19 protein-coding genes and 2 pseudogenes are annotated in these 23571 nt (G+C 66.7%); 8 read left to right on the top strand and 13 right to left on the bottom strand.

The window, feature by feature from the left end; genetic code table 11:
- Window positions 1–4: 4 nt before the first annotated feature.
- From obgE to E9229_RS15445, 4 genes are all read right to left on the bottom strand, one after another.
- Entirely contained in the window at window positions 5–1567 is a 1563-nt protein-coding gene (obgE, locus tag E9229_RS15460; protein ID WP_183512528.1) for a GTPase ObgE, read from the bottom strand.
- 146 nt (window positions 1568–1713) lie between these two features.
- Complete coding sequence (gene rpmA / locus E9229_RS15455; protein ID WP_183512527.1) at window positions 1714–1968, bottom strand: 50S ribosomal protein L27; 255 nt, start codon at window positions 1966–1968, stop codon at window positions 1714–1716.
- Between the two features lie 49 nt (window positions 1969–2017).
- Window positions 2018–2326 carry a 50S ribosomal protein L21 gene (rplU, locus tag E9229_RS15450; protein WP_183513091.1) on the bottom strand — a complete coding sequence of 103 codons (309 nt, stop codon included), beginning with the start codon at window positions 2324–2326 and terminating at the stop codon, window positions 2018–2020.
- Window positions 2327–2533: 207 nt separating this feature from the next.
- Window positions 2534–5959, bottom strand: coding sequence for an Rne/Rng family ribonuclease (locus tag E9229_RS15445; protein WP_183512526.1), 3426 nt, complete (start codon window positions 5957–5959; stop codon window positions 2534–2536).
- Window positions 5960–6470: 511 nt separating this feature from the next.
- Here E9229_RS15445 and E9229_RS15440 point away from each other — a divergent pair.
- Together E9229_RS15440 and E9229_RS15435 are read left to right on the top strand one after the other, a co-directional pair.
- On the top strand, window positions 6471–7115 hold the full coding sequence (locus tag E9229_RS15440; RefSeq protein WP_312855725.1) for a vitamin K epoxide reductase family protein: 645 nt from the start codon (window positions 6471–6473) through the stop codon (window positions 7113–7115).
- Between the two features lie 472 nt (window positions 7116–7587).
- Window positions 7588–8025: an SRPBCC family protein gene (locus E9229_RS15435; RefSeq protein WP_183512525.1), complete on the top strand. Its 438-nt coding sequence runs from the start codon at window positions 7588–7590 to the stop codon at window positions 8023–8025.
- 97 nt (window positions 8026–8122) lie between these two features.
- Here E9229_RS15435 and ndk read toward each other — a convergent pair whose 3' ends face one another.
- The 4 genes from ndk to ileS all read right to left on the bottom strand — a co-directional run bounded on the left by ndk (window position 8123) and on the right by ileS (window position 13745).
- On the bottom strand, window positions 8123–8539 hold the full coding sequence (ndk, locus tag E9229_RS15430) for a nucleoside-diphosphate kinase (protein ID WP_183512524.1): 417 nt from the start codon (window positions 8537–8539) through the stop codon (window positions 8123–8125).
- A gap of 75 nt (window positions 8540–8614) precedes the next feature.
- The gene (locus E9229_RS15425; protein ID WP_183512523.1) at window positions 8615–9067 is read right to left on the bottom strand and encodes a DUF4233 domain-containing protein; all 453 of its coding nucleotides are present in this window, start codon (window positions 9065–9067) and stop codon (window positions 8615–8617) included.
- A gap of 5 nt (window positions 9068–9072) precedes the next feature.
- Window positions 9073–10440, bottom strand: coding sequence for a bifunctional folylpolyglutamate synthase/dihydrofolate synthase (locus tag E9229_RS15420; RefSeq protein WP_183512522.1), 1368 nt, complete (start codon window positions 10438–10440; stop codon window positions 9073–9075).
- Window positions 10437–13745, bottom strand: coding sequence for an isoleucine--tRNA ligase (gene ileS / locus E9229_RS15415; protein WP_183512521.1), 3309 nt, complete (start codon window positions 13743–13745; stop codon window positions 10437–10439). Before ileS ends, E9229_RS15420 begins: the two co-directional genes overlap by 4 nt.
- Before the next feature lie 422 nt (window positions 13746–14167).
- Between ileS and E9229_RS15410 the strand changes: the two genes are divergently transcribed.
- Entirely contained in the window at window positions 14168–15136 is a 969-nt protein-coding gene (locus tag E9229_RS15410; RefSeq protein WP_183512520.1) for an endonuclease/exonuclease/phosphatase family protein, read from the top strand.
- 75 nt (window positions 15137–15211) lie between these two features.
- Here E9229_RS15410 and E9229_RS15400 read toward each other — a convergent pair.
- From E9229_RS15400 to E9229_RS20100, 3 genes and pseudogenes are all read right to left on the bottom strand, one after another.
- Window positions 15212–16076, bottom strand: a pseudogene (locus tag E9229_RS15400) (alpha/beta-hydrolase family protein).
- Between the two features lie 48 nt (window positions 16077–16124).
- A complete protein-coding gene (locus tag E9229_RS19720; protein WP_183512517.1) occupies window positions 16125–16352 on the bottom strand; it encodes an alpha/beta-hydrolase N-terminal domain-containing protein in 228 nt (75 codons plus the stop codon).
- A gap of 145 nt (window positions 16353–16497) precedes the next feature.
- Window positions 16498–16932, bottom strand: a pseudogene (locus E9229_RS20100) (alpha/beta-hydrolase N-terminal domain-containing protein); the annotation flags it as partial.
- Window positions 16933–17147: 215 nt separating this feature from the next.
- On the opposite strand from E9229_RS20100, the gene E9229_RS15385 reads away from it, so the two are divergent.
- On the top strand, window positions 17148–17342 hold the full coding sequence (locus E9229_RS15385; protein WP_183512516.1) for a hypothetical protein: 195 nt from the start codon (window positions 17148–17150) through the stop codon (window positions 17340–17342).
- Window positions 17343–17378: 36 nt separating this feature from the next.
- On the opposite strand, the gene E9229_RS15380 is transcribed toward E9229_RS15385, so the two are convergent.
- Window positions 17379–18158, bottom strand: a complete 780-nt coding sequence (locus tag E9229_RS15380) for an SDR family oxidoreductase (RefSeq protein WP_183512514.1) — start codon at window positions 18156–18158, stop codon at window positions 17379–17381.
- 89 nt (window positions 18159–18247) lie between these two features.
- Here E9229_RS15380 and E9229_RS15375 point away from each other — a divergent pair, with 89 nt between their 5' ends.
- The 3 genes from E9229_RS15375 to E9229_RS15365 all read left to right on the top strand — a co-directional run bounded on the left by E9229_RS15375 (window position 18248) and on the right by E9229_RS15365 (window position 20303).
- Entirely contained in the window at window positions 18248–18730 is a 483-nt protein-coding gene (locus tag E9229_RS15375) for a hypothetical protein (protein ID WP_183512513.1), read from the top strand.
- Window positions 18700–18969: a response regulator transcription factor gene (locus E9229_RS15370; RefSeq protein WP_183512511.1), complete on the top strand. Its 270-nt coding sequence runs from the start codon at window positions 18700–18702 to the stop codon at window positions 18967–18969. The genes E9229_RS15375 and E9229_RS15370 overlap by 31 nt, the downstream gene beginning before the upstream one ends.
- A gap of 77 nt (window positions 18970–19046) precedes the next feature.
- Window positions 19047–20303 carry an amidase family protein gene (locus E9229_RS15365; protein WP_183512510.1) on the top strand — a complete coding sequence of 419 codons (1257 nt, stop codon included), beginning with the start codon at window positions 19047–19049 and terminating at the stop codon, window positions 20301–20303.
- Between the two features lie 6 nt (window positions 20304–20309).
- Here the strand turns inward: E9229_RS15365 and E9229_RS15360 are convergent, their stop codons facing one another.
- A complete protein-coding gene (locus tag E9229_RS15360) occupies window positions 20310–20678 on the bottom strand; it encodes a DUF488 domain-containing protein (protein ID WP_183512509.1) in 369 nt (122 codons plus the stop codon).
- A 118-nt stretch (window positions 20679–20796) separates the two neighbouring features.
- Here E9229_RS15360 and valS point away from each other — a divergent pair, with 118 nt between their 5' ends.
- Window positions 20797–23424 carry a valine--tRNA ligase gene (gene valS, locus E9229_RS15355; protein ID WP_183512508.1) on the top strand — a complete coding sequence of 876 codons (2628 nt, stop codon included), beginning with the start codon at window positions 20797–20799 and terminating at the stop codon, window positions 23422–23424.
- Window positions 23425–23571: the final 147 nt, after the last annotated feature.

The following is a 23571-nucleotide window of genomic DNA, read 5'->3' as shown; positions in this document are numbered from 1 at the left end:
GTGGCTACTCGCCTGTCTTCGGCAGGTGGTGCTTGTAGTTCACCGACTCGGTCCAGATGCCGGCTTTGCGCTCGGCTTCCAGCTCGTCCCGCGATGCGGCGCGCGCCTGCTTGCGGGCAAGCTGGTCGGCTTTCTTCTCTTCACGGGTCGGGCGCATGATTTCGTCGAGGCGGTCGTCTTGGCCACGGCGCGAGCCGAGCAGTTCGGCACCGGCAGCCATGGTCGGCTCCCAGTCGAAGATCACGCTGTTCGCATCGTCGCCGATGACCACGGCATCGCCGGGCTTGGCACCGATCTTAAACAGTTTGGTTTCGACGCCGAGCTTTGCCAGGCGGTCGGCCAGGTAGCCTACGGCCTCGTCATTGGTGAAGTCGGTCTGCTTGACCCAGCGCACCGGCTTTTCGCCGAGCACGCGGTAAAGCGGCTCAAGGTTGCGCTCTTCCCTGCGGATCTCGAACCCGGCCCTGTTGACCGTGCGCGGGCGCAGCACGGGGACTTGGATGACCTCGGGGGCCGCCTCGATCTTTGCGCGGGCCTCGACGACCAGTTCGGACATGGCGAAGGACAGCTCGCGCAGGCCTTCCTTGGTCATCGCGGAGACCTCGAAGACGCGGTATCCGCGCCTCTCCAGTTCCGGACGCATCATTTCGGCCATGTCCTTGGCGTCGGGCATGTCGACCTTGTTCAGGGCGATCAGGCGCGGGCGCTCGTTCAGCGGGATGATCTGGCCATCGGCACCGGCGAAAGAGGAATCAACCTCGTAAGCGTCGAGTTCGGCCTGGATGGTGTCCAGATCAGAGATCGGATCGCGATCGGTTTCCAGGGCACCGCAGTCGAGGACGTGTACCAGCGCGGCACAGCGTTCGACGTGGCGCAGGAATTCCAAGCCCAGGCCCTTGCCCTGGCTGGCTCCGGGGATCAGTCCGGGAACGTCGGCCACGGTGTAGCGGACATCGCCGGCCTGGACGACGCCCAGGTTCGGGACAAGCGTGGTGAACGGGTAGTCGGCGATCTTCGGGCGGGCCGCCGACAGCGCGGCAATCAGCGAGGACTTGCCGGCCGACGGGTAGCCGACCAGGGCGACGTCGGCGACTGTCTTGAGCTCGAGGACGATCTCTCTCTCGTCGCCGGCGATGCCCAGCAGGGCAAATCCCGGGGCCTTGCGGCGCTGCGAGGAGAGCCCGGCGTTGCCCAGGCCACCCATTCCGCCCTTGGCGGCGATGTATTCGGATCCCTCGCCGACCAGGTCGGCGAGGATGTTTCCTGCGCGGTCCTTGACGATGGTGCCCTCGGGCACGGGCAGGACGAGGGTTTCGCCGTGCTTGCCCGGGCGCAGGTCACCCTTGCCGCCTTCGCCGTTGCCGGCGTGGCGGTGGGGAAGGTGATGGTAGTCAAGCAGGGTGGTCGCCTGCTGCTCGACGCGCAGGATAACGTCGCCGCCGTTGCCTCCGGTGGCGCCGTCGGGTCCACCGAGTGGCTTGAACTTCTCCCGCTTGATGGAGACGCAACCATGGCCGCCGGTGCCACCCGAGACGTGAAGGACGACTCGGTCAATAAACGCTGCCATGGTGTGGGACTCCTCTAGGAAAGTGCGCACCACCCGGAACGGGGGCCACGCGGGTCATGCTTGAAAATCTGCTGTTGCCGTAAAAGCAACAAGAGGGCGGGCCTGACGGCCCACCCTCCAGTGTAATGAATGCGGTTAAGCCGTAATTATGCGGCTGTAACGATGTTCACGACGCGACGGCCGCGACGGGTACCGAATTCAACGGCCCCTGCTTCCAAAGCGAACAGGGTGTCATCCTTGCCGCGTCCAACGCCCGCACCCGGGTGGAAGTGGGTTCCACGCTGGCGAACGATGATTTCGCCGGCGGAAACTACCTGACCACCAAAGCGCTTAACGCCAAGGTACTGCGCGTTTGAATCGCGACCGTTGCGAGAGGAGCTCGCGCCCTTCTTATGTGCCATTGAATATGCCTACCTTCAGGTAATGAGAATTCTTTGACTCCAAGCCTTATTAGGCGATGGAGGTGACCTTGACCTTGGTCAGTGAGGCACGGAAACCCATGCGCTTCTTGTAACCGGTCTTGTTCTTGTACTTCTGGATGACAATCTTCGGGCCACGAAGATTCTCGACGACCTCGGCGGTCACCTTAACCTTGGCCAGTTCATCGGCTGCGGAGGTTACCGTCTCGCCATCAACCAGGAGCAGGGCCGGAAGCTCAATGGTGCTTCCTGCTGCGACCTGAATGCGGTCTAGGGTAACGAGGTCTCCAACAGAAACCTTTTCCTGGCGGCCGCCAGCACGGACAATCGCGTACACCACGTGGGTACTCACTTCTCTCGACGTTCATTTTGTCTTGCTGCGCATCACTACCCGGACCGGAGTCCAGGATTGCACTGTGCTGTCACGCCGAGCGGAAGATTTCCGTAAGCTGGCGTTCGCACCGAGGATCAAGACTACGCTAATGCGCCCCGCAGGAGCAAATACAACTTGCTCCCGCGTGCCGCCAAGATCCCTTACTGCTTTTTACTACAACTCGGATGCGGGCACGCCCACACCGAGAATCATTGGCTCTTCCGCACCGTTACGGGCCTGTGGGGCCCTCACGACGCTTGGGAGGGTTGCCGCGTGGGCCGAACCACCGGAGGAATTCGTCGATTCAGTGACGAACACCTCACTGGTGGAGGGGCCCTGCGGGCTTGATGCCGCACGGCGGCGACGCGGCTTGCGGGCCGCTTCAACCGGTGCACTGGCGCGCACCGAAACCTTGGCGCCGGCCGGTTCGGCCTGCGTTTCCTTGGAGGCCTGCCCAGCCACGCCACTCACCTGTGGCGTCTCCACGGCGGCGACGTCCGGTGCTTGGAGCGCAGCCGAGGCATGCTGCTGGCGCTTAGCCCTGCGCGAGGTGCGCACGACCGGCTCCAGATGCGGTACCTGTTCGGCTTCCACCGAGTGGTCAGGCAGCGCCGCCGCCAGACCCTCCAGCGTCAGCTCCGGGGACTGCGCCGGGGAACCGGCACGCCGACGACGCCGCGAACGCGGAGGCAACGCCACCGGTTCACCGCCGACAGTCAGGGATTCGGAGTCGGATTCCGGCTGTGCGGCTTCCTGGTCGTGTTCGTGGGCCGCATGGGCAGCAGCTGCAATAGTAGCAAACGCGGCGCGGGTTGCGGTCGCCTTGGCTTCGAGCTCGGCACCACCGACCGGACCTGCCGACTCCGGCACCTCCACCGGGGCATGGGTGCTGGCCGCATCGGCAGCTATTTCCTCCTGCGTCCGGTTACGGCGGCGGCGTTCGCTACGTGAGGACTTCTCCACCGCGGTACGCGGTGCCGCGGTGGAGATCTGCTCACCATGCGAGTTGAACGCACGGCGGTGCTCGACCGGCTCGTCGTGGGTGATCACGCCGCGGCCATTACAGGCCTCGCAGTTTTCGCCGAAGACCTCGAGCAAGCCGGTACCCATGCGCTTGCGTGTCATCTGCACCAGGCCCAGGCTGGTCACCTCGGCCACCTGGTGCTTGGTCCGGTCACGGCCCAAGCACTCGACCATGCGGCGGAGCACCAAATCGCGGTTCGATTCAAGGACCATGTCGATGAAGTCGATGACAATGATGCCGCCGATGTCGCGCAGGCGCAGCTGGCGCACCACCTCTTCGGCCGCTTCCAGGTTGTTCTTGGTGACGGTTTCCTCGAGGTTGCCACCGGATCCGGTGAACTTGCCCGTGTTGACGTCAACCACCGTCATCGCCTCGGTGCGGTCGATGACCAGCGAACCGCCAGAGGGCAGGAAGACCTTACGCTCCAGCGCCTTGTGGATCTGCTCGTCGATGCGGTGCACGGTGAAGATGTCTTCGGCCGATTCCCACTTCTCGAGCCGGCCCACCAGATCGGGGGCCACATAGGTCACGTAGGCCTCGATGGTGTCCCACGCCTCCTCGCCGGAGACGATGAGCTTGGAGAAGTCCTCGTTGAAGACATCGCGGACGACCTTGATGGTCAGGTCCGGTTCGCCGTACAGCAGCTCCGGGGGAAGCGTCTTGGTAGACGTCGAGGCCGCCTCGATGCCTTCCCACTGGGCGCGCAGGCGGTTGATGTCGTTCATCAATTCCTCCTCGGAGGCCCCCTCGGCCGCGGTGCGCACGATGACGCCCGCGTTCTCCGGGAGGTGGTCCTTGAGGATCTTCTTCAGGCGGTTGCGTTCCACATCGGGAAGCTTGCGCGAGATGCCGGTCATGGAGCCGCCGGGCACGTAGACCAGGTAGCGTCCGGGCAGCGAAATCTGGCTGGTCAGGCGGGCGCCCTTATGGCCGACCGGATCCTTGGTGACCTGCACCAGGACCGAGTCGCCCGACTTCAGGGCGTGCTCGATGCGGCGCGGCTGGCCGTCGAGGCCCGCCACGTCCCAGTTGACCTCACCGGCGTAGAGCACTGCATTGCGTCCGCGCCCGATGTCGACGAAGGCCGCCTCCATCGAGGGCAGCACGTTCTGCACCTTGCCGACGTAGACGTTGCCGATCAGCGAATCCTGCTGGGTCTTGGACACGAAGTGCTCGGCGAGCACGCCGTCCTCGAGGACACCGATCTGGATCCTGTCCTCGCGCTGGCGCACGATCATCTGCCGATCGACCGACTCGCGGCGGGCCAGGAACTCCGCCTCGGTGATCACCTGGCGGCGGCGGCCGGACTCGCGGGATTCGCGGCGGCGCTGGCGCTTGGCTTCCAGACGGGTGGATCCCTTGACGCCGGTCACGCGGTTCGAGGGAACCACCTCGACGGCTGTGGTGCCGGCGGTGCGCGGTGCGCGCACGCGGGTGACCGTGTTGGGCGGATCGTCGTCCTGTCCCCCGGTCAGTTCCAGATCCTGATCACCACGGCGGCGACGGCGACGGCGACGCGAAACGACGCCGTCCTCTTCGGCCGACAGCTCTTCGGTACCGGCTGCCGCATCGTCGCTGACCTCGGCATCCGTCGAACGGCCGCGCGAGCGGGTTCGGCGGCTGCGGCGTGAGCCGGAAGCAGCCTCGGCCGAATCCTCGTCGTCCTCCTCGAGCTCGGCGCCATCGGCCGAGCGGGCCGGGATGGTCGTCAAATCCGGTGCATGGAACAGCATGGACAGCGATGATTCGGGGATGGCGAACGGGTTGGTGATACCCGTCGACGGGTCCTCGTCCGCGGCATCGGCGGTGGACTCGGCCTCAACGTCCACAGCGGCCTCGACCACGGGAGCAACCTCGGCTGCTGGAGCCTCGGCCTCCTCGGTCGCCGGTTCCTGCACGGCGGCCTTCGCCGAACGCGAACGGCCGCCACGGCCGCGGGCCGGGCGCTTGGCCGGGACCTCCTCGGCTGCGGGCATTTCTTCCACCACTACGTCTTCTACTGCCACGGCGTCCTCGGCAACAGGCGCGGCTTCCGGTGCCGCCTCAACGACGGGAGCTTCCACGCGGATCTTGGCGGTGGCCGTGCCGGGTGCCTGTGCGGGCGCCGAGGCGCGGCGGCTACGGGTGGCTCGCTTGACCGGGGCCTTGACGGTTTCCGGTTCCGCAGGGACCTCGGGAGCAGCTATCACGGGGGCCTCTACGACGACGGGAGCCTCGACGGCTACAGGCGCCTCCTCGAGCACCGCGACGGGCTCGACTGCTGGCTTGCGGGTGGCGCGCTTGACCGGGGCCTTGCGGGTGGAGGGCTTCTTCTCCGCCGGCGCTACGAGGACGGCTTCGGCCACGGGCTCTGCCGCGGGTGCCTCAACCGGGGTCTCGGTGGTCTGCGCCGCCGTGGCAACGCGACGACTACGGGTGGCGCGCTTGACCGGGGCCTTGACGGCTTCCTCGGCGACGGACGCGGCTTCAACCGTCTTTGTTGCGGCTGCCTTGGTTGCGGTACTGCGGCTGCGGGTAGAGCGAGTACGGGTCGGCGCCGTTGTCTCGGCCACCTGCTCCTCGTTATTACGTTCCATAGTGGAAATTTTCTCCTCACCCCGGGTACCCCCCACAGCGGGGCCCTTGGGCGGTTAGCCGAAATGACCGGGCCTGTTGGCCGCGCATCCTCCGGAAGCACATTGGATTGTCCCCCGGGGTGCGCCATCATCTTGGGGCGCGGACCTCCCGGAAAACCAACGGCGCTCTGTCCTGACATGCCGCGTTCTGTTGCGGCGGCCGTCGGCGGTATTCGCACGGAAGCCTCAATGGCTGATTCCGTCAGATGCATCGCCCGCGGGTCTGGAAGCGTGTCGTTGGGCCGTTCAAGGACTGTGGATCCAAGTTCAACCACGCCAATTGTCTCATACGGATGACACAGATGACGGTTTTTCGACACGCCTGCCAGCTGTGGTCCGTCCCACTAGGGCCTTCGCACCCCCTCCGGAGCTGTGCCGCGTAGCCTATCCCGGGTAAACGATCCACGACGGTCTAGAATTCTAGAACAGGCAACCGGGCGCATCGGGCCCGGGCCGAAGGAGGAATTCAAACGTGAGCACCCCCAGCAAGGAATCATCACGTGGCCCGCACGCGGGACTGCCGCAACCCACGGGGCTCGCCCGCGACACGGCCTTCGGCCTGTTCCTCGTGGTACTGGGCGCCGTCGCCTGGATCGCCTCCGGGATCCTCGTGCTCGAGCGGCTGGCGCTCTACAAGGACGCCAACCACACCACCAGCTGCGATTTCAACCCGTGGGTTTCCTGCGGCACCGTCATGAAGTCGGGACAAGCCGCCCTGCTCGGCTTCCCCAACCCGTTCCTGGGCATCGTGGGCTTCGGCGTCGTGATCACCATTGGCATGGCGCTCCTGGCCGGGGCCAAGTTCAAGCGCTGGTACTGGCTCGGCTTCCAAGGCGGTGTCACGCTGGCCTTCATCTTCATCGTCTGGCTCTGGTCCCAGGCGCTGTACGAGATCAACGCCCTATGCCTTTACTGCATGGTCGTCTGGGCGATGATGATCCCGCTCTTCATCCACACCACGAGCCGCAATATCGTGACCGGCGTGATTCCCGCCGGCGCCGGGTTGAGGAAATTCGCTGCCGAGTGGGCCTGGGTCATCACCGTGCTCCTGCTGGTTCTCACCGCCGCGAGCGTCTTCGTGCGCTTCCCGCAGGCATTTATCGGTGCGGGGAACTGATTCGGCAACTCCGCCGACCCGCTTGACCCGAACCGCCCTGCGTCGCACCGGGCGGTTCGCTCGCATCCGGGGTGTTCAGGCGGGCGCCCGGGCCGGGAGGCCGAGGTCCTGTTTCGCCGGGCCATCGGGCACCGGGGCAGTATCCCGGCCCGCGGGGTTCGTCCGCGGAGAGCACCGTCACGGGCGCCGTCCAGCTATAGGTCCCGCCGGGCTCCCGGTAGTCGCCGGAGCCCAGCTCCGCCATGGCAGCAGCGGTCAGCTTCGACCCGCCCACGTGGATGTGCGCCCCGCCCGCGCGCATCGGGTCGCGTTCTGGCTCCGAGCAGGCCATCGATGAGGCAGCCCTCGACATTTTCCGGGAAGTACCTCCGGGTCCTGACCTTACCGGCAACGCGGGGTGCCGCTCCCAGGCTTGCGGCCGGGCCCGGGATGCGCTTTCCAAACCGCCGGCGGAGGGCCCTACGCTCCTGAAATGGAATTCAGCCAGGAGATCACCGTCACCGTTCCCCGTGACCACTTCATCGAGCTCTTCGACGCCCCGGAGAACCTGCCGCTCTGGCAAAAGGGCCTGCTCTCCTTCGACGCCGTCTCGGGCACCCCCGGAGAGCCGGGTTCCACCTCTCGGCTGACCTTCAAGCGCGGCAACGGAACCCTGGAAATGATCGAGACCATCATCCGGCGCAACCTGCCCGATTCCTTCGACGGCAGCTACGAGGCCAAGGACCTGCGCATCGTCTATGGGAACGACTTCCAAGACATCGACGGCACCTCCACGCGCTGGGTCGCCCGCAATTCCCATGAGTTCACCGGGTTCATGAAGGTCCGCGCGCTACTCTTTGGCAAGTCCTTCCCGAAACAGGGCCTGAAGATGATGGAAGCCTTCAAGGAGTTTGCGGAGGCGCACCGGTAGCCCTGCCGGACAACGACAAAGGCTTCCCGCGGCAAGCCTCTTGGATTCCAGGGGCGTGCGGCGGAAAGCCTTTGTCGTACCGGGTGGGGCGGGCCGGTTAGGAGAACCAGATCCCGATCTCGCGGGCTGCCGATTCGGTGGAGTCCGAGCCGTGGACCAGGTTCTGCTGGACCTTCAGGCCCCAGTCGCGGCCCAAGTCTCCACGGATGGTGCCCGGGGCGGCAGTCGTCGGATCGGTGGTGCCGGCCAGTGAGCGGAAGCCCTCGATGACGCGGTGGCCCTCGGCGATGATCGCCACGACCGGGCCGGAGAGCATGAACTCGACCAATGGCTCGTAAAACGGCTTGCCCACGTGCTCCTCGTAGTGCTCCTCGAGCAGTTCGCGGGTAGCGGAGACCTGCTTGAGTTCTGCCAGGCGATAGCCCTTGGCCTCGATGCGGGACAAGATGGTTCCGGTGAGCTGGCGTTCGACGCCGTCCGGCTTGATCAGGATGAGGGTGCGTTCGATGGACACTGATGTGCTCCTTCGTTGAAGTGGTGTTCTGGAGATAATTCTAGGGTGCGGAGCGGCCCGCCGGCGTACCGGAGGCTATCCGGCCGCCTGCTCGGGGCCCTGCGGGTGCTCGCGCTCCCAGGCTTCCTGCGCCTCGGCCCGGGCCTTGGTTTCCCTGTCCATGGACCCTCCCTTGACCACGGCGTACCACCAGGTCAGGGCAAAGAGCAGGCCGATGATGAACATCGAGGGTTCCAGGAAGCCCAGCAGGATCATCACCAGCTGGATGCCCCAGCCGATCCAATAGCCCAGCGGTTCGCGCAGCAGCGCACAGGTGAGGATGCAGAGGACGGCAAGCCCGATGCCGCCGCCCAGGATCATCACCGGGTTCAGGTCGTCGCGGCGCAACCCGAAGACCGTCAGCGCGAAGAAGAGCATCACGAACGCCTCGAGGCTCAGCACCGTGGAGGCGAAGAGGGTCCGCGCTGAGCGGGCCTTCTTCTTCTGCCCCGGGCGCCATTCGCGTTGTGCCTTGGTCATGCGTGCCATGGAAACTACTTTCCTCCCAGCAGGGTGCGGGCCTCGCCCACGAGGGTAATCGAACCGGTCACCAGGACCCCGCCACCGAAGTCGTCGGTGGCCTCGGCGCGGCCGATGGCCCATTCCAGGGCGTCGTCGAGCTTCTCGGTCATGAACAGGTCCTCTTCCCGGAAGCCCGCATCGATGGCCATGTCGGCCAGTTCACCGGCGGGGATGGCCCGTGGCGAGTTGGACTGGGTCAGGGCGATGTCCTCGACCAGGTCCCCGTACTGCTCGCGCAGCTGGTAGAGCATCGCCGCTGCATCCTTTTCGCGCAGAATGCCCACGACAAGCACCAGCTTGCTGAAGCCGAATGACTCCTTGATCGCCTCGGCACTGACCCTGATGCCATCGGGGTTGTGTCCCGCGTCGAGCAGTACCGTCGGGGCCGTCCTGATCGCCTCCAGCCGGCCCGGGGAGGTGGCGTTGGCAAAGCCGTCGCGGACGAGTTCGACCGACAGCGGGCGTTCTCCCCCGCCCAGGAACGCCTCGAGCGCGGCCAGTGCGAGTGCCGCATTCTGCGCCTGGTGGGCGCCGTGCAGCGGCAGGAAGATGTCCGTGTAGCGGTCGGCCAGCCCCTGCAGGGTCAGCTGCTGGCCGCCAACGGCGACGGTCCGTGATTCAACACCGAATTCGACTCCTTCGAAGCGGAAGGGGACGTCAAGTTCCCGGGCCTTCTCCAGCAGCACCTGAGCCGCATCGGCTGGCTGCATCGCGGAAATCAGGAAGCCTCCGGGCTTGATGATCCCCGCTTTCTCCTGGGCGATCAGCTCGGTGGTGTCACCCAGCAGGTCGGTGTGGTCAAGCGAGATCGGGGTGATCACGGAGACCGCCCCGTCGCCCACGTTCGTGGCGTCGGTGATCCCACCGAGTCCCACCTCGATGATGGCGACGTCCACCGGGGCATCGGCGAACACGGCGAAGGCCAGGATCGTCACCGCCTCGAAGTAGGTGAGCCGGTTTTCGCCGTTGGCGCTCAGCTCGTCGTCAACGATCTGCAGGTACGGGCGGATCTCGTCCCAGATCCGCACGAACGTCGCGTCGTCGACCGGTTCCCCGTCGATGGCGATGCGTTCGGTGACCTTGGACAGGTGCGGGCTGGAGTAGCGGCCGGTGCGCAGGTCGTGCACGCCGAGCAGCGACTCGATCATGCGCGCCGTGGAGGTCTTGCCGTTGGTTCCGGTCACATGGATGATCGGGTAGGCCTTGTTCGGCTCGCCCAGGATGTCCATGGCCCGGCGCATGGGCTCCATGCGCGGTTCGATCTTGTTTTCCGGGGCGCGGCCCAGGAGTTCGGCGTAGACGCTCTCGACGGAGAAGGCGTCGTCTGTGGGATTGCTCAAGAGGTGGGCTCCGATTCGATGGTGGCGCCTTCGGCCTGGGCGAGCGTTTCGACGAAGACCCGCGGGGCCTTGCCTTCTTCTCCCGCTTCCAGGACCAGTCCGGTGGTCAGGGTTTCGTTCTTGATCAGCGCAGCGTTGGCGTGCAGTGCCTCGAGCGTTGCCGCGTCGGCCTGGATGACGGTGCGGATTCGGTCGCCGACGGCCAGGTCGGCGTCCTTGCGGGCCTGCTGGATGGTGCGGACCATGTCGCGCGCCGTGCCTTCGGCCGCCAGCTCCGCTGTAACCTCGGTGTCGAGCACCAGGAATCCACCGCCGGGCAGGACGGCGGCGGCGATGACAGCCTCCCCCTCACCGGCCTCGACGACCGTTTCGAGCGTGTATTCGTGTTCTTCCAGGGACAGGCCGCCGGCGGTGACGACACCCGTCTCGTCGATGGACCAGTCACCGGACTTGGAACCCTTGATGGCCAGCTGCATGTTCTTACCCAGGCGCGGTCCGGCAGCACGGGCGTTCACGACCAGCTTCTGGCTGATGCCGAACTCACCGGCGTCGGCCTGCGAGGCGTCGAGCAGCGTGACCGAACGCAGGTTCAGTTCCTCGGCGATGATCGAGGCGAAGGTGCCCTCCAGCGCGGCCGCGCCCTCGACGACGACTGTCATGCCCTTCAGCGGCAGGCGCACGCGCAGGTTGGCGCCCTTGCGCAGCGAGGAGCCGACCGAGCAGATGCGGCGGGTGGCTTCCATGGACTCGACCAGTTCGACGTTCGTGCCGAACAGTTCGGCTTCGGGCCAGTCGGCCAAGTGCACCGAGCGCCCGCCGGTGAGTCCGCGCCAGATTTCCTCGCTGGCCAGCGGCAGCAGCGAGGCCGAGACGCGGGTCAGGGTTTCCAGGCAGGTGTAGAGCGTGTCGAACGCCTGGGTGTCCTCGTCGAAGAAGCGCTGGCGGGAACGGCGCACGTACCAGTTGGTGAGCGTGTCCATGTACTGGCGGATGGTTTCCGCCGTGTCGGAGATGTCGTAGCCATCGAGCTTGGCCGTCGCCTCGCGGACCAGCTCGCCGGTGGCGGCGAGCATGTACGCATCCAGTGGGTCGGTGGAGCTGTAGGAGAGCTTCGCCTCGTAGCCGGCGCCGTTGTTGGCGGCGTTCGTGTAGAGCGAGAAGAAGTGCCAGACGTTCCACATCGGCAGCAGGACCTGGCGGACCCCTTCGCGGATGCCCTGTTCGGTGACGACCAGGTTGCCGCCGCGCAGGATCGGGGAGGCCATCAGGAACCAGCGCATGGCATCCGAGCCGTCGCGGTCCAGGACCTCGTTGACATCCGGGTAGTTGCGCAGCGATTTGGACATCTTCTGTCCGTCGGAGCCCAGCACGATGCCGTGGCTGATCACGTTCTTGAACGCCGGGCGGTCGAAGAGCGCAGTGGAGAGGATGTGCAGCATGTAGAACCAACCGCGGGTCTGGCCGATGTACTCCACGATGAAGTCGGCCGGGTTGTGCGTGTTGAACCAGTCCTCGTTCTCGAACGGGTAATGCACCTGGGCGTACGGCATCGATCCGGAGTCGAACCAGACGTCAAGCACGTCCTCTACGCGGCGCATGGTCGACTTGCCGGTGGGGTCATCCGGGTTGGGCCGGGTGAGCTCGTCGATGAACGGGCGGTGCAGGTCGACCTGGCCCGTGTTGTCCACCGGCAGGCGTCCGAAGTCGGCCTTCATCTCGGCCAGCGAACCGTACACGTCGGTGCGCGGGTAGTCCGGGTCGTCCGACTGCCACACCGGGATGGGCGAACCCCAGTACCGGTTGCGGCTGATGGACCAGTCGCGGGCATTGGCCAGCCACTTGCCGAACTGGCCGTCCTTGACGTTGCCCGGGATCCAGTTGATGTCCTGGTTCAGCTCGGTCATGCGGTCCTTGATCTTGGTGACCTCGACATACCAGGAGGAGATCGCGCGGTAGATCAGGGGCGTCCGGCAGCGCCAGCAGTGCGGGTAGGAGTGCACATAGGAGGCCTGCTTCACCAGCCGCGCATTGTCGCGCAGGATGTTGGTGATGGTCTTGTTCGCCTCGAAGACCTGGACGCCGACGACGGCATCCAGCGGTCCGCCGGCGAAGACCGACAGGAACTTCGCTCCCTCGTCGATGGACAGGACCACCGGGATCCCGGAGGCCTCGCAGATTTTCTGATCCTCCTCGCCGTAGGCGGGGGCCTGGTGGACGATGCCGGTGCCGTCGGTGGTGGTGACGTAGTCTGCGAGCAGGATCTGGAAGGCGTTGGCAGTGCCGTAGGTTTCGTCATCGACGAAGGTGTCCCAAAGCGGTGCGTACTTGATGCCGGCCAGCTCGATGCCGGCGTAGGTGGCCTCTACTGCCTCGGCGGCCGCTGCAGCGTCTTCGAAGCCCAGGTCCTTGGCGTAGGAGCCGAGCAGGTCGGAAGCGATCAGGAAGCTGCCTGTGGCACCGGAGGCCTTGACCCCGTTCGGGCCGGCGGGGACGACAACGTAGGACACCTCCGGGCCAACTGCCAGGGCCAGGTTGGTGGGCAGGGTCCAGGGTGTGGTCGTCCAGGCCAGGGCCTGGACGCCGGCGAGCGCCTGGGATGCAGCTGATTCACCGGCGAGCAGCGGGAAGGCGACGGTGACCGTCTGGTCCTGGCGGTCCTTGTAGACGTCGTCGTCCATGCGCAGCTCGTGGTTGGACAGCGGGGTCTCGTCCTTCCAGCAGTACGGAAGCACGCGGAAGCCCTGATAGGTCAGCTCCTTGTCGTGCAGCTGCTTGAAGGCCCAGAGCACGGACTCCATGTATTCGACGTTGAGCGTCTTGTAGTCGTTCTCGAAGTCGACCCAGCGGGCCTGGCGGGTGACGTAGTCCTGCCATTCCCCGGCGTACTTCATCACCGAGGAGCGGCAGGCATCGTTGAACTTATCGATGCCCATGGCTTCGATCTGCTTCTTGTCGGTCATGCCCAGCTGCTTCATGGCTTCCAGCTCGGCCGGAAGCCCGTGGGTATCCCAGCCGAAGCGGCGTTCTACGCGGTGTCCGCGCTGGGTCTTGTAGCGGGCGACCAGGTCCTTGGCGTAGCCGGTCAGCAGGTGCCCGTAGTGCGGCAGGCCATTGGCGAAGGGAGGGCCGTCGTAAAAGACGAACTCGTTGGAGCCGTTTTCGCCGGCCGGGCGGGCGTCGATGGAGGCCTGAAAAGTTCCGTCTCCGTCCCAGTATTTGAGCACGCGTTCCTCGATCTCCGGGAAACGGGGAGAGGCGGGCGTGGTGCCGTGGGGGTCGGTCGAGGCCTTGGGGTACGTGGTCATCAGCGGCAGTCCTGGGATCGGTGGCGTCGTACGGACGCCGGGCGTTCTCCGTACGGGGACGAGGCACGGGGCATTCGGTTGCCCCACCTCGCGGTACCACCCCGCTTGCGCTGCGGTCCCACCCGAGGGGGTTCCGCATGCCGCTCATTGACTGCTGTGACGGGCTTACCCGTTCGGTTCTACCGGGCGGTTCCCCGATCGGGTTCCGCTTTTCTTCCGAAGGCTCACCGGTGATGGCCGGTTCAACGCCGTAATGCCATTCAGTCTAGCGCGATCGGGCGAGAGGTGCCCAACCCGGCGCCATTTGGACCGGCATTGCGGCATTTCCCCGCGGAAACATCTATCCTGACCTGATGCACAGTGTTCCAGCGGAAACCGGAGCGCCGTCCCCGCGAAGACTGGCGTGGCGGCGATGGGTTGCCGTGGCGGCCTGGCTGATGCTGGCTCCGGCATTGCTCGTGCTGGGGTTGCGCCTGAGCGGCACGGCAGTGGGAACCCCTTGGGTGCAGCTGTTGGCGCTGACTCCGCTGTTCGGTTTTCCGGCGGCGCTCGCGGCCGCCTGCTTCCTGGCGAGCCGGCGCGCCGCCGGCGCATGGATCGCCGCGGCGACCGCTGCCGCGTTCGTTGCCCTCGTGGCCGCCCCGTTTGCACCGGCGCCCGCACCACGTCCCGAGGTGCTGCCCGCATCCGAGGGCCTGAGCCTGCGCATGATGAGCCTGAATGCGCGCCTGGGCCGGGCCGATCCGCGGGCCATCGTGGATCTGATCCGGCGCGAACACGTCCAGTTGCTCGTGCTGCAGGAGTACACGCCGCGGCTGGAAGCGGGGTTGGCGGATGCCGGGATCGGCGAGCTGCTCCCCCACGTCCTCTCGTCGCCCGCGGGCGGGGCCGCCGGAGCGGGCATCTACGCATTGTTCCCGTTGGACGAGGTATCCGTCCCGGAGCTGGATTCCATGTCGTTCGAAAACCTGACGGCATCGTTCACCGCCATCGGCCCGATCGGCCAGGAAACGCGCATCAGCATCACCAACGTGCATACCTATCCGCCCCTGCCCCAGGCAGTGCCGTCCTGGAGGCGGGATATCGCCACCCTGGGGCGGGTGAACGCCGGTGGCGGGACCCGGATCCTAGCTGGCGACTTCAACGCGACTTACGACCACCGTGAATTCCGTGACCTACTGGGCTCCACGCCGTCGGCGCCGCTGGTTGACGCATCAGCGCGGAACTGGGCCAGGCTCTCCCCCACTTGGCCGCGCGAGGCTCCCTTCTCCCCCGGCGTGGTGATCGACCACGTGGTGACCTCCGCGGACGTGAGCACGTGTTGCCAGCTCACCGCACGGGTTCCTGGTACTGATCATGCGGCGGTGCTAGCTACCCTGCATTTCGACTAGTCCGAATGGACATTCGACGTTAATCCGGCCCATCGGCGTGCGGGAGCGCGGTGGCACGTGCGAGACAGGCTCCGGCTACTCCCAGACGGGGTCCTCGTGGGCCATCGTTTCGATGCGTTCCCGGGTGCGCCCGATGGCGGCATCACCCAGCCCGTGTCCCGGCAGCACGTTGGCCCAGGCGTCGGCCATTACGTCCCCGCAGTTGTGCCCGTGCCCGGCGGGCACCGATTCGCTGAGCAGCATGTCGGCAACCAGGTGCATGTAGGTGACACCGGGGATCCAGCGCATCGAATCACTCACGTCAGCTGCCCGGCCGCCCTCGGCACGGGTTCCTTCCCGCCATTCGGGGCGCTGGTAGATGGTGCGTGCATCGAGCCAGATGATGGCGTCGGTCGCGTGCTGCAGGTGGCCCATGCACGGTTCGCGCCAGGTACCACCGGGCGTATCGAAGTCCCCGGGCTTGGACATCCAGCGAACCTCCGCCCCCCTGGTAGATCGGCTGCCAGACTGGGCTTCCCGCATCCCGGTGATCCTGCAGCCCGCCCCAGGGTTGGGAGTTGTTCGGCGGTCCGGTGAACAGCGCCGCATCCGTCATCGCGCGGATCCGTTCCAGGTCCCCGAGTACTCCCTGCAGGCCGAAGGCCCCCAGGCTCAGCCCATAGACCGCCAACCGCGGGTGCTTGCCTTCCGGCATGGATGCCCATTCGGCGTGGACCGCATTGAACAGCTCACTGCTGGCGTCCACCGGAAGCTGCTCGTTGAAGAGGAATGAAACCCAGCTGGGCAGGTAGGAGTACTGCGTGGCGACGATGGCGGTGCCCCCACCGGGGAGGTACTCGATCGAGTCGAGGCCCTGGGCCTCGAGCCAGCCGGAGCCGGTGGTGGTGGCGACCATCAACACCTTGCGCTCGAATGCCCCGGTGCGCTTGAGCTCGGCCACGGCGAGCGCGGCACGTTCGGCCGGGGTGGCGGCATTGCCGAGCCCCGCTTAGATCCGCACCGGTGTCTTGGCCGCGCGTCCGGTGACCTCTTCGATCTCGGCGGCATCGGGGCCGCCGCCCACGAAGCCGCGCCCGTGGACTCCCAGCCCCTCCCAGGCGATGGCCGAGTCCGGACCCGCGGAGCGGAAGGCAGATCCCGGCTCGGTGATGCCCACAGCAGTCTGCGCATCGCGCGCACCGTAGATCCGATCCACTCCGATGACGGCGAGCAGCACCAGCACAGCCAGCTGGCCCGCGACGGCCGATGTGCCGATGGCCCAGCCACGCGAGGCGGCGCGGGCCGGGGACGCGCCGGCGGCCAGAGCGCGGCGGGCGGCCGAGCGGCGCAGGAAGCCGATGCCGTGGCCGATGGCCGATGGCCAGGCAGAGTACGGCGACCAGGGCCATCGTCACCAAAAGCTCGGCATGCTGTGCGGCCGAGACAGGTTCCATCTCCACCAGGGAACGCACATCGTTCTGCCAGGCCACCACGAGCGCGCCATAGATGCCCAGGTAGGCCAGGACGGCGGCTGCCATGACCAGCCACCAGCTCTTCGCGCGGCGGGCCTTGAGCCCCAGGCCCCGGTGCTTGAGCCGGCGCAGTGCTTGGCGCAGCGGTTCCAGGGCGCCCCAGCTGCGCGAGCCGAGCACGTGCAGCAGGGTTCCCAGACCGTAGCCGATGGCGAACCAGAGGCCGGCCAGTGCGCCCTGGAAGGAGGTGGGCCGCGGGACCAATGACGGGGTCAGTGCCAGCGAGGCAAAGACCAGGCCCAGGAGGACACCCAGCGGGCGCACCCCGCGCAGGAAGCGTTTCATCGAAAGGGGAGGGCCTTTCACGCGGCGGGAGGTACACGGCCCGGAGCGGACCTGGCAGTTGCGCCCAGCTTATCGGCAGCCGGTCCGCCTCCGGCCCCACGACAGGCGGCCGGACGGTTTCCGGGACCAGGCAAATCCTTTTCCCCACGGCTCCCGCCGGCGCCGGCACCGGTAGAATCCACCCCATCTGTAACTATCACTGACGGGAGCACAGCATGTATCGCAGGGGCTGGCCCGCACTCATCCTGATGCTGGCGATCTGTTCGTTGGCGCTGGCCGCCGGATTCACCTTCGGCGACGGCTCGATCCATTGGTTCTGGGCCGGGGCTCCCCTGGTGGCGGCGGGGCTGGTTGCCGTGTCGCTGACCTGTTGGGGCACGTTGCTGCTCCTGCGCCGCACACGCGCTTGATCCGCGCCCGGACCAGGCGCCCCGAAGAAATCCGGTTCAGCCGCGGCGGATCAGCTTGAAGTTGGAGGCCTGGGCCACCGGGCGCATCACTATCTCATCGAGGTTCACGTGGTGCGGGGCGTTCAGCGCGTAGGACACCACATCGGCGACGTCGTCGGCTGTCAGCGGCTTGGCCACCCCGGCGTATACTTTTGCCGCGGCTTCGGCGTCACCGAGCCGGTTCAAGGCGAACTCTTCGGTCATCACCAGCCCCGGAAGCACCTCGATTACCCGCACATTGTGCTCGGCCTCTTCAAGGCGCAGCGCCTGGGTCATGCCGCGCTGGGCGAACTTGGCGGCGTTGTAGCCGCCGCCGCCCTCGTAGCCGTGCAGCGCGGCAGTCGAGGTCAGGTTCAGCACGGTTCCCTCGCCGTGGGCACGCAGCATCGGCAGGAAGGCACGGGTCATCTTCATGGTGCCCACCACGTTGACGGCGAGCATCCATTCCCAGTCCCCGGTCCCGGCGGTGGCTACCGGATCGGCACCACGGGCGCCGCCGGCGATATTGGCCAGGGTGTCGATCCCCCCGTCGGCGCCCACGTGTTCCAGCAGGCGGGCCACGTCGTCGTCGTTGGTGATGTCGGCTGACAGCGCGATGGCTCCGGTCTCCGCGGCCAGCGCCTGAAGCCGTTCGACGCGGCGGGCCACGGCGTAGACTTTCCAGCCGCGTCCGCGCAAGGCGCGCACTGTGGCCGCCCCGATTCCGGTCGAGGCGCCGGTGACCAGCGCAGCCTTGGTGGTGGTCGGGGCAGTTGCAGTGGACATCGCTTCGCTCATGGCCCCAGCATATGCCGCTGGCATTGGCCGGCACACGGAAGATGACAGACTTGTTCAACACCCTGCCTACCCCGCCCCGAAGGGAACCCATGGGCAGCCTGTCGGCATTTTCCTCCTTCCTGTCGTCCCTGGCGGCCGGTCCTTCCCCGGCATCCGGAGCAGACGACGCGACGCGGCGCCTGCAAATCGGACACTCGCTGATGCGCCTTCTCGACGCCGACGTCTATGTCTCCTGCCGGCTCGATGCCAATGACGCCTATTCCTCCCCGGTCTGGGTGAACATGTCGGATGCGAACATGCGCCGATACCAAGAACACTTCCAGTTCCACGATCCGCTCACCCCGAGGATGCGGGCCGCTGGCCGGGCCGCCCGGGTGGCCGATGTGGTTGACCCCCGGGCCCTGCGGGCCACCGAGTTCCACAGCGACTTCCTGGCAGCCGACGCCCTGGCGGAGGGAACGAACTACTTCCCGGCTTCACCGGGACGCTGGACCTGCGCCTGTGGCGGACCACCGGCCGGGCATCCTTCAACGCCGAGGAGGTGGCGCTGCTACAGGCCGGCGGCGCCCTGATCGCGCAGCTTCTGCCCGCACGGGCCCCGGTTGCAGCTCCACGCATCGCCGGGTTGACCACCAGGGAATCGGAGGTTGCCGCCGCCGTGGCCTGCGGGCTGACCGACCGCCAGGCCTGCCGGGAGCTGGGCATCTCAATGGGAACGCTGCGCACCCACCTCTCCCGCGTTTTTGCGAAGCTTCAGGTGCGTAGCCGCACCGGGGTGGCAACTTTGCTGGCATCGGAGGGTCGGCATTAATGCCGATGCCGACGTGAGCTGATTCACCGCTAGGCTCGGGGTAAGAGCAAACACCCGGCAGCAAAGGAAACATCCCCGTGTCCCAGGAAACAGCAGCAGGCATCTGGACCTACTTGGCCGATGGCCGCATACCGGAAGCCAATCCGGGGGCGACCCTCGCCGGCGGGTTCGACTTTGCCGTCAAGGCAAATATCGAGGTTGCCGGCATGCCGGCCACGGCCGCCAGCCCGGTCTTCGCCGGATACCTGCCCGAGGCCGACTCGGCGGTGGTCACGGCGCTGAAACTGCATGGCGGACGCGTGGCCGGGCTGACCAACATGCACGAGCTTGCCTTCGGCATCACCAGCAACAACGCCACCTACGGCCCGGTGCGCAACCCCTTCGATCCGCAGCGCAGCGCTGGCGGTTCCAGCGGCGGCAGCGGCGCTGCCGTCGCCGCCGGACTGGTTCCCGTCTCCCTGGGCACCGACACCGGAGGGTCGATCTCGATCCCCGCCGCTTCCTGCGGAGTCGTCGGTTTCCGCCCCAGCACCGGACGCTGGCCGTCGGCCGGAACCATCGGCCTGTCCTGGTCCCGCGACACGGTCGGGGTTCACGCGCGCAGCGTCGAACACGCCGCAACCATCGACGCCTGGATCACCAACGCCCCGGCCGGCGCACCCGTCTCGGAACGTCTGCTGCTTGCCGTGCCGACCGCCTTCATCCAGGACCTGGATCCGCGCATCGCCACGCGCTTCGCCGAGGTCGTGGCGGCCCTCGCCGACACGGCGACGATCATCGAGGTCGATCTGGACGCCGTCATCGAACAGACCGAGGCCAGCCAGTGGGACCTGGTCGGGTGGGAGGCCCCGCGCCTGCTCAGCAGCCACCTGGCCGCCGCGGAGAACATCAGCCCCGAGGACGCGTGGGAGCTGGTCATCGAGCGCGCCGCCTCGCCCGATGTCTGCGGGATCCTGGAGGGCTACGACGCTGTGCCGGTCAGCCCCGCCGCCTACGCCGAGGCCTGCGCCACCATGGCCAACGCCCGCGCCGACTACGCCCGACTCGTCGCGGCCGCCGGCTTCGACGCGCTGCTCTTCCCGACGCTACCCACGGTTCCGCAGCGGATCGGCAACGATCTGAGCACCGAGCACAATGGCGAAGAGGTCCCGCTTTTCCCGCTGATGACCCGGAATCTGGGCCCCGGCACCGTGCTGGGCGCCCCGATGCTCACCCTGCCGGCCGGGCTGACCGGCGACGGCCTGCCGGTGGGCATCACGCTGCAGGGCCCTGCACACCGCGACCGCGGCCTGCTGGCCGTGGCCGCGGTGATCGAAGCCGCGCTGGCGCGTTAGGGACGCTCAGCCGGCACCGGACATGGCCTCGTTGAGGTGCTCGAGCAGCACCACAGCTTGGTTGTGTTCGGTGTCCTTGGCGCCGAAGAGCAGGACGATGTCCTCCTTGCTCTTTGCCAGGCCAAGCAGCCGGTCGACCTCGGCCGCTGCCGGGCCGTTTTCCAGCTCGGCGAGGTAGAGGTTCTTGAACTCCTCGAACCGTTCTTCACGGTGCCCGAAGGCAGAGCGCAACTCGGTCGAGGGGGCCACGTCCTTGGCCCATTCGTCGAGCTGCGCCAACTCCCGCGACATGCCCCGGGGCCACAACCTGTCCACCAGCACCCGGTAGCCTCCGTCAGCCTGGTCGTACACCCGCATCATCCTGAATTTTCCCATGGCCGCATCGTAACCCCGCCCCCCCGCCGCCGACCAGTGTCGTTGGGCCCCTCGGCCTCTTGTCCGAGCAGTCTGTCCCAAATGGGGCAAACGGTGCGTTCATGGAAGAATGGGACCCATGGCTGAAGACAACTTGGGCACAGACACGCCCACCACCGTTTCCGTTCCCGACAAACCGGCATTGGAGGGACTCGAAGAGTCCCTGTCCAAGCGCTGGCGTGCCGAGGGAACCTACAAGTTCAACCCCGAGACCACCCGCGCTCAGGTCTACTCGATCGACACTCCGCCACCGACCGCGTCGGGCTCGCTGCACGTGGGGCACATGTTCTCCTACACGCAGACCGACGTCCTGGCCCGGTACCAGCGCATGCGCGGCATGAATGTGTTCTATCCGATGGGCTGGGACGACAACGGCCTGCCCACCGAACGCCGCGTGCAGAACTACTACGGCGTGCGTTGCGACCCGAGCTACTCCTACGTCGAGGGCTACCGTCCGCCGGCGGCCCCGGCGAAGAACCAGCGCGACTGGGACGTGGTCTCACGCAAGAACTTCATCGAGCTGTGCGAAGAGCTGGCCGTGCAGGACGAAGAGGTCTTCGAACACCTGTTCACCACGCTCGGCCTCTCGGTCGACTGGGACCTGACCTACCGCACCATCGACGACGTGTCCCGTGCTGTCTCCCAGCGCGGCTTCCTGGCCAACCTGGCCGCAGGCGACGCCTACATGGCCGAGGCCCCGACCCTGTGGGACGTCTCCTTCCGCACGGCCGTCGCCCAAGCCGAGCTGGAGGACCGCGAGGTCGCCGGCGCTTACTACCGCTACCCGTTCTTCGCCGAGGACGGCACGAAGATCTACATCGAGACCACCCGCCCCGAACTGCTCGCCGCGTGCGCCGGGCTGGTCGCCAACCCGGATGACGAGCGCTACCAGCCGCTGTTCGGCAAGACGGTCAAGTCCCCGCTGTTCGACGTCGAGGTCAAGGTCTACCCGCACGCATTGGCCAAGGCCGACAAGGGCTCCGGCATCGCCATGGTCTGCACCTTCGGCGACCTGACCGACGTCACCTGGTGGCGTGAGCTGCAGCTGCCGACCCGCGCCATCGTGGGCCGCGACGGGCGCATCTCCGCCGAGGCACCCGAGTGGATCACCACCGAGGCCGGCCGCGCCGCGTTTGCGCAGATTGCCGGCAAGACGGTGTTCTCCGCCAAGGAGTCCGTCGTCAAGCTGCTGCTTGATGCGGATCTGCTCGATGGCGAACCGAAAAAGATCATGCACCCGGTGAACTTCTTCGAAAAGGGCGACAAGCCCCTGGAAATCGTCTCCTCCCGCCAGTGGTACATCAGCAACGGCGGCCGCGACGAGGCCCGCCGCGAGGCGCTGATCAAGCGCGGTGCGGAAATCGAATTCCACCCGGCCTTCATGCGCTCCCGCTACGAAAACTGGATCTCGGGCTTGAATGGCGACTGGCTGGTCTCCCGCCAGCGCTTCTTCGGCGTGCCCGTCCCGGTCTGGTACCCACTGGATGCCGAAGGCGAGCCGGACTACGCGAACCCCGTCCTGCCCACCGATCAAATGCTTCCCGTGGACCCGGCAGCCGATACGGCACCGGGCTACGAGGCCGCACAGCGCAACGTGCCCGGAGGCTTCATCGGCGATGCCGATGTGCTTGACACCTGGGCCACCAGCTCGTTGACCCCGCAGATCGTCGGCCGTTGGAGCCGCGACGGGGACTTCTTCAGCAAGGTCTTCCCGTTCGACCTGCGCCCGCAGGGCCACGACATCATCCGCACCTGGCTGTTCTCCTCGGCCGTGCGCGCCGATGCGCTGCACGCTGCGGCTCCGTGGAAGCATGCGGCGATCTCCGGCTGGATCCTGGATCCGGACCGCAAGAAGATGTCCAAGTCCAAGGGCAACGTGGTGGTCCCCACCGACGTGCTCGAGGACTTCGGTGCCGACGCTGTGCGCTACTGGGCGGCCTCGGCCAAGCTCGGTGCCGATACAGCGTACGAGATCGCACAGATGAAGATCGGCCGCCGCCTGGCGATCAAGCTGCTCAACGCCTCCAAGTTCGTGCTGAACCTGGGCGCCACCGAGGCCAACGTGCTCACCGGCGATGCCTCGGTGATCACTAACGGGCTGGACAAGTCGGTGCTCGTGCGGCTGTCGCAGGTCATCGAGGACGCCACCCGCGCCTTCGAAGGCTACGACTACGCCCGCGCGCTGGACATCACCGAGTCGTTCTTCTGGTCGTTCACCGACGACTACGTCGAACTGATCAAGGACCGCGCCTACGGCGTGCGCGGCGCGGAGGAACAGGCCTCCGTGCTGGCCGCCCTGGCCACCACGCTCGATGCCCTGCTTCGCCTGCTCGCACCGTTCCTTCCCTTCGCCACCGAAGAGGTCTGGGGCTGGTGGCGCGCCGGCTCGGTGCACCGCGCCGAATGGCCGACCGCCAACCACCTGGCCTCGGCCATCGAAGGTGCGGACGCGGCGGTCCTGCCGGTCGTCGGACAGGCGCTGAGCGGTATCCGCAAGGCCAAGTCCGAGGCCAAGGTCAAGCAGCGCACTGAAGTCCTCACCGGTCTGGTGACCGGCCCGGAATCCGTGCTGACACAGCTGCGCCAGGGCCTGGGCGATTTGCTGGCCGCCGGCAACGCACGCGACCTGCGCCTTGAGGCGGGCGGTGAGGAGATGCTGGTTTCCGGCATCGAACTCGTCCCGGCAGAGGAGCCGGTCCAGGGCTAACTCCCCCGGCACCTGCCACATGGCAAAGATGGCGAGCCACGAACCAGACACGGTTCGTGGCTCGCCATCGGCGCTTCTGCGTAAATGTCCCGGACAGAGGGGAAGCCCTCTCGGCTGATCAAACCGTCGGAAGGGCTTCGACTCGAT

The sequence above is a fragment of the Paeniglutamicibacter cryotolerans genome (genome assembly GCF_014190875.1).
GTDB lineage: Bacteria > Actinomycetota > Actinomycetes > Actinomycetales > Micrococcaceae > Paeniglutamicibacter > Paeniglutamicibacter cryotolerans.
Note: the sequence above shows the minus strand (reverse complement) of the source record. Positions and strands in the feature narration are given on the sequence as shown.

What these genes read in the sequence shown, in the direction of transcription:
- obgE (WP_183512528.1), bottom strand. Translation starts at nt 1,567, where the DNA reads ATGGCAGCGTTTATTGACCGAGTCGTCCTTCACGTCTCGGGTGGCACC.
- rpmA (WP_183512527.1), bottom strand. Translation starts at nt 1,968, where the DNA reads ATGGCACATAAGAAGGGCGCGAGCTCCTCTCGCAACGGTCGCGATTCA.
- E9229_RS15445 (WP_183512526.1), bottom strand. Translation starts at nt 5,959, where the DNA reads ATGGAACGTAATAACGAGGAGCAGGTGGCCGAGACAACGGCGCCGACC.
- E9229_RS15435 (WP_183512525.1), top strand. Translation starts at nt 7,588, where the DNA reads ATGGAATTCAGCCAGGAGATCACCGTCACCGTTCCCCGTGACCACTTC.
- E9229_RS15425 (WP_183512523.1), bottom strand. Translation starts at nt 9,067, where the DNA reads ATGGCACGCATGACCAAGGCACAACGCGAATGGCGCCCGGGGCAGAAG.
- ileS (WP_183512521.1), bottom strand. Translation starts at nt 13,745, where the DNA reads ATGACCACGTACCCCAAGGCCTCGACCGACCCCCACGGCACCACGCCC.
- E9229_RS15385 (WP_183512516.1), top strand. Translation starts at nt 17,148, where the DNA reads ATGTATCGCAGGGGCTGGCCCGCACTCATCCTGATGCTGGCGATCTGT.
- E9229_RS15380 (WP_183512514.1), bottom strand. Translation starts at nt 18,158, where the DNA reads ATGAGCGAAGCGATGTCCACTGCAACTGCCCCGACCACCACCAAGGCT.
- E9229_RS15375 (WP_183512513.1), top strand. Translation starts at nt 18,248, where the DNA reads ATGGGCAGCCTGTCGGCATTTTCCTCCTTCCTGTCGTCCCTGGCGGCC.
- E9229_RS15360 (WP_183512509.1), bottom strand. Translation starts at nt 20,678, where the DNA reads ATGGGAAAATTCAGGATGATGCGGGTGTACGACCAGGCTGACGGAGGC.
- valS (WP_183512508.1), top strand. Translation starts at nt 20,797, where the DNA reads ATGGCTGAAGACAACTTGGGCACAGACACGCCCACCACCGTTTCCGTT.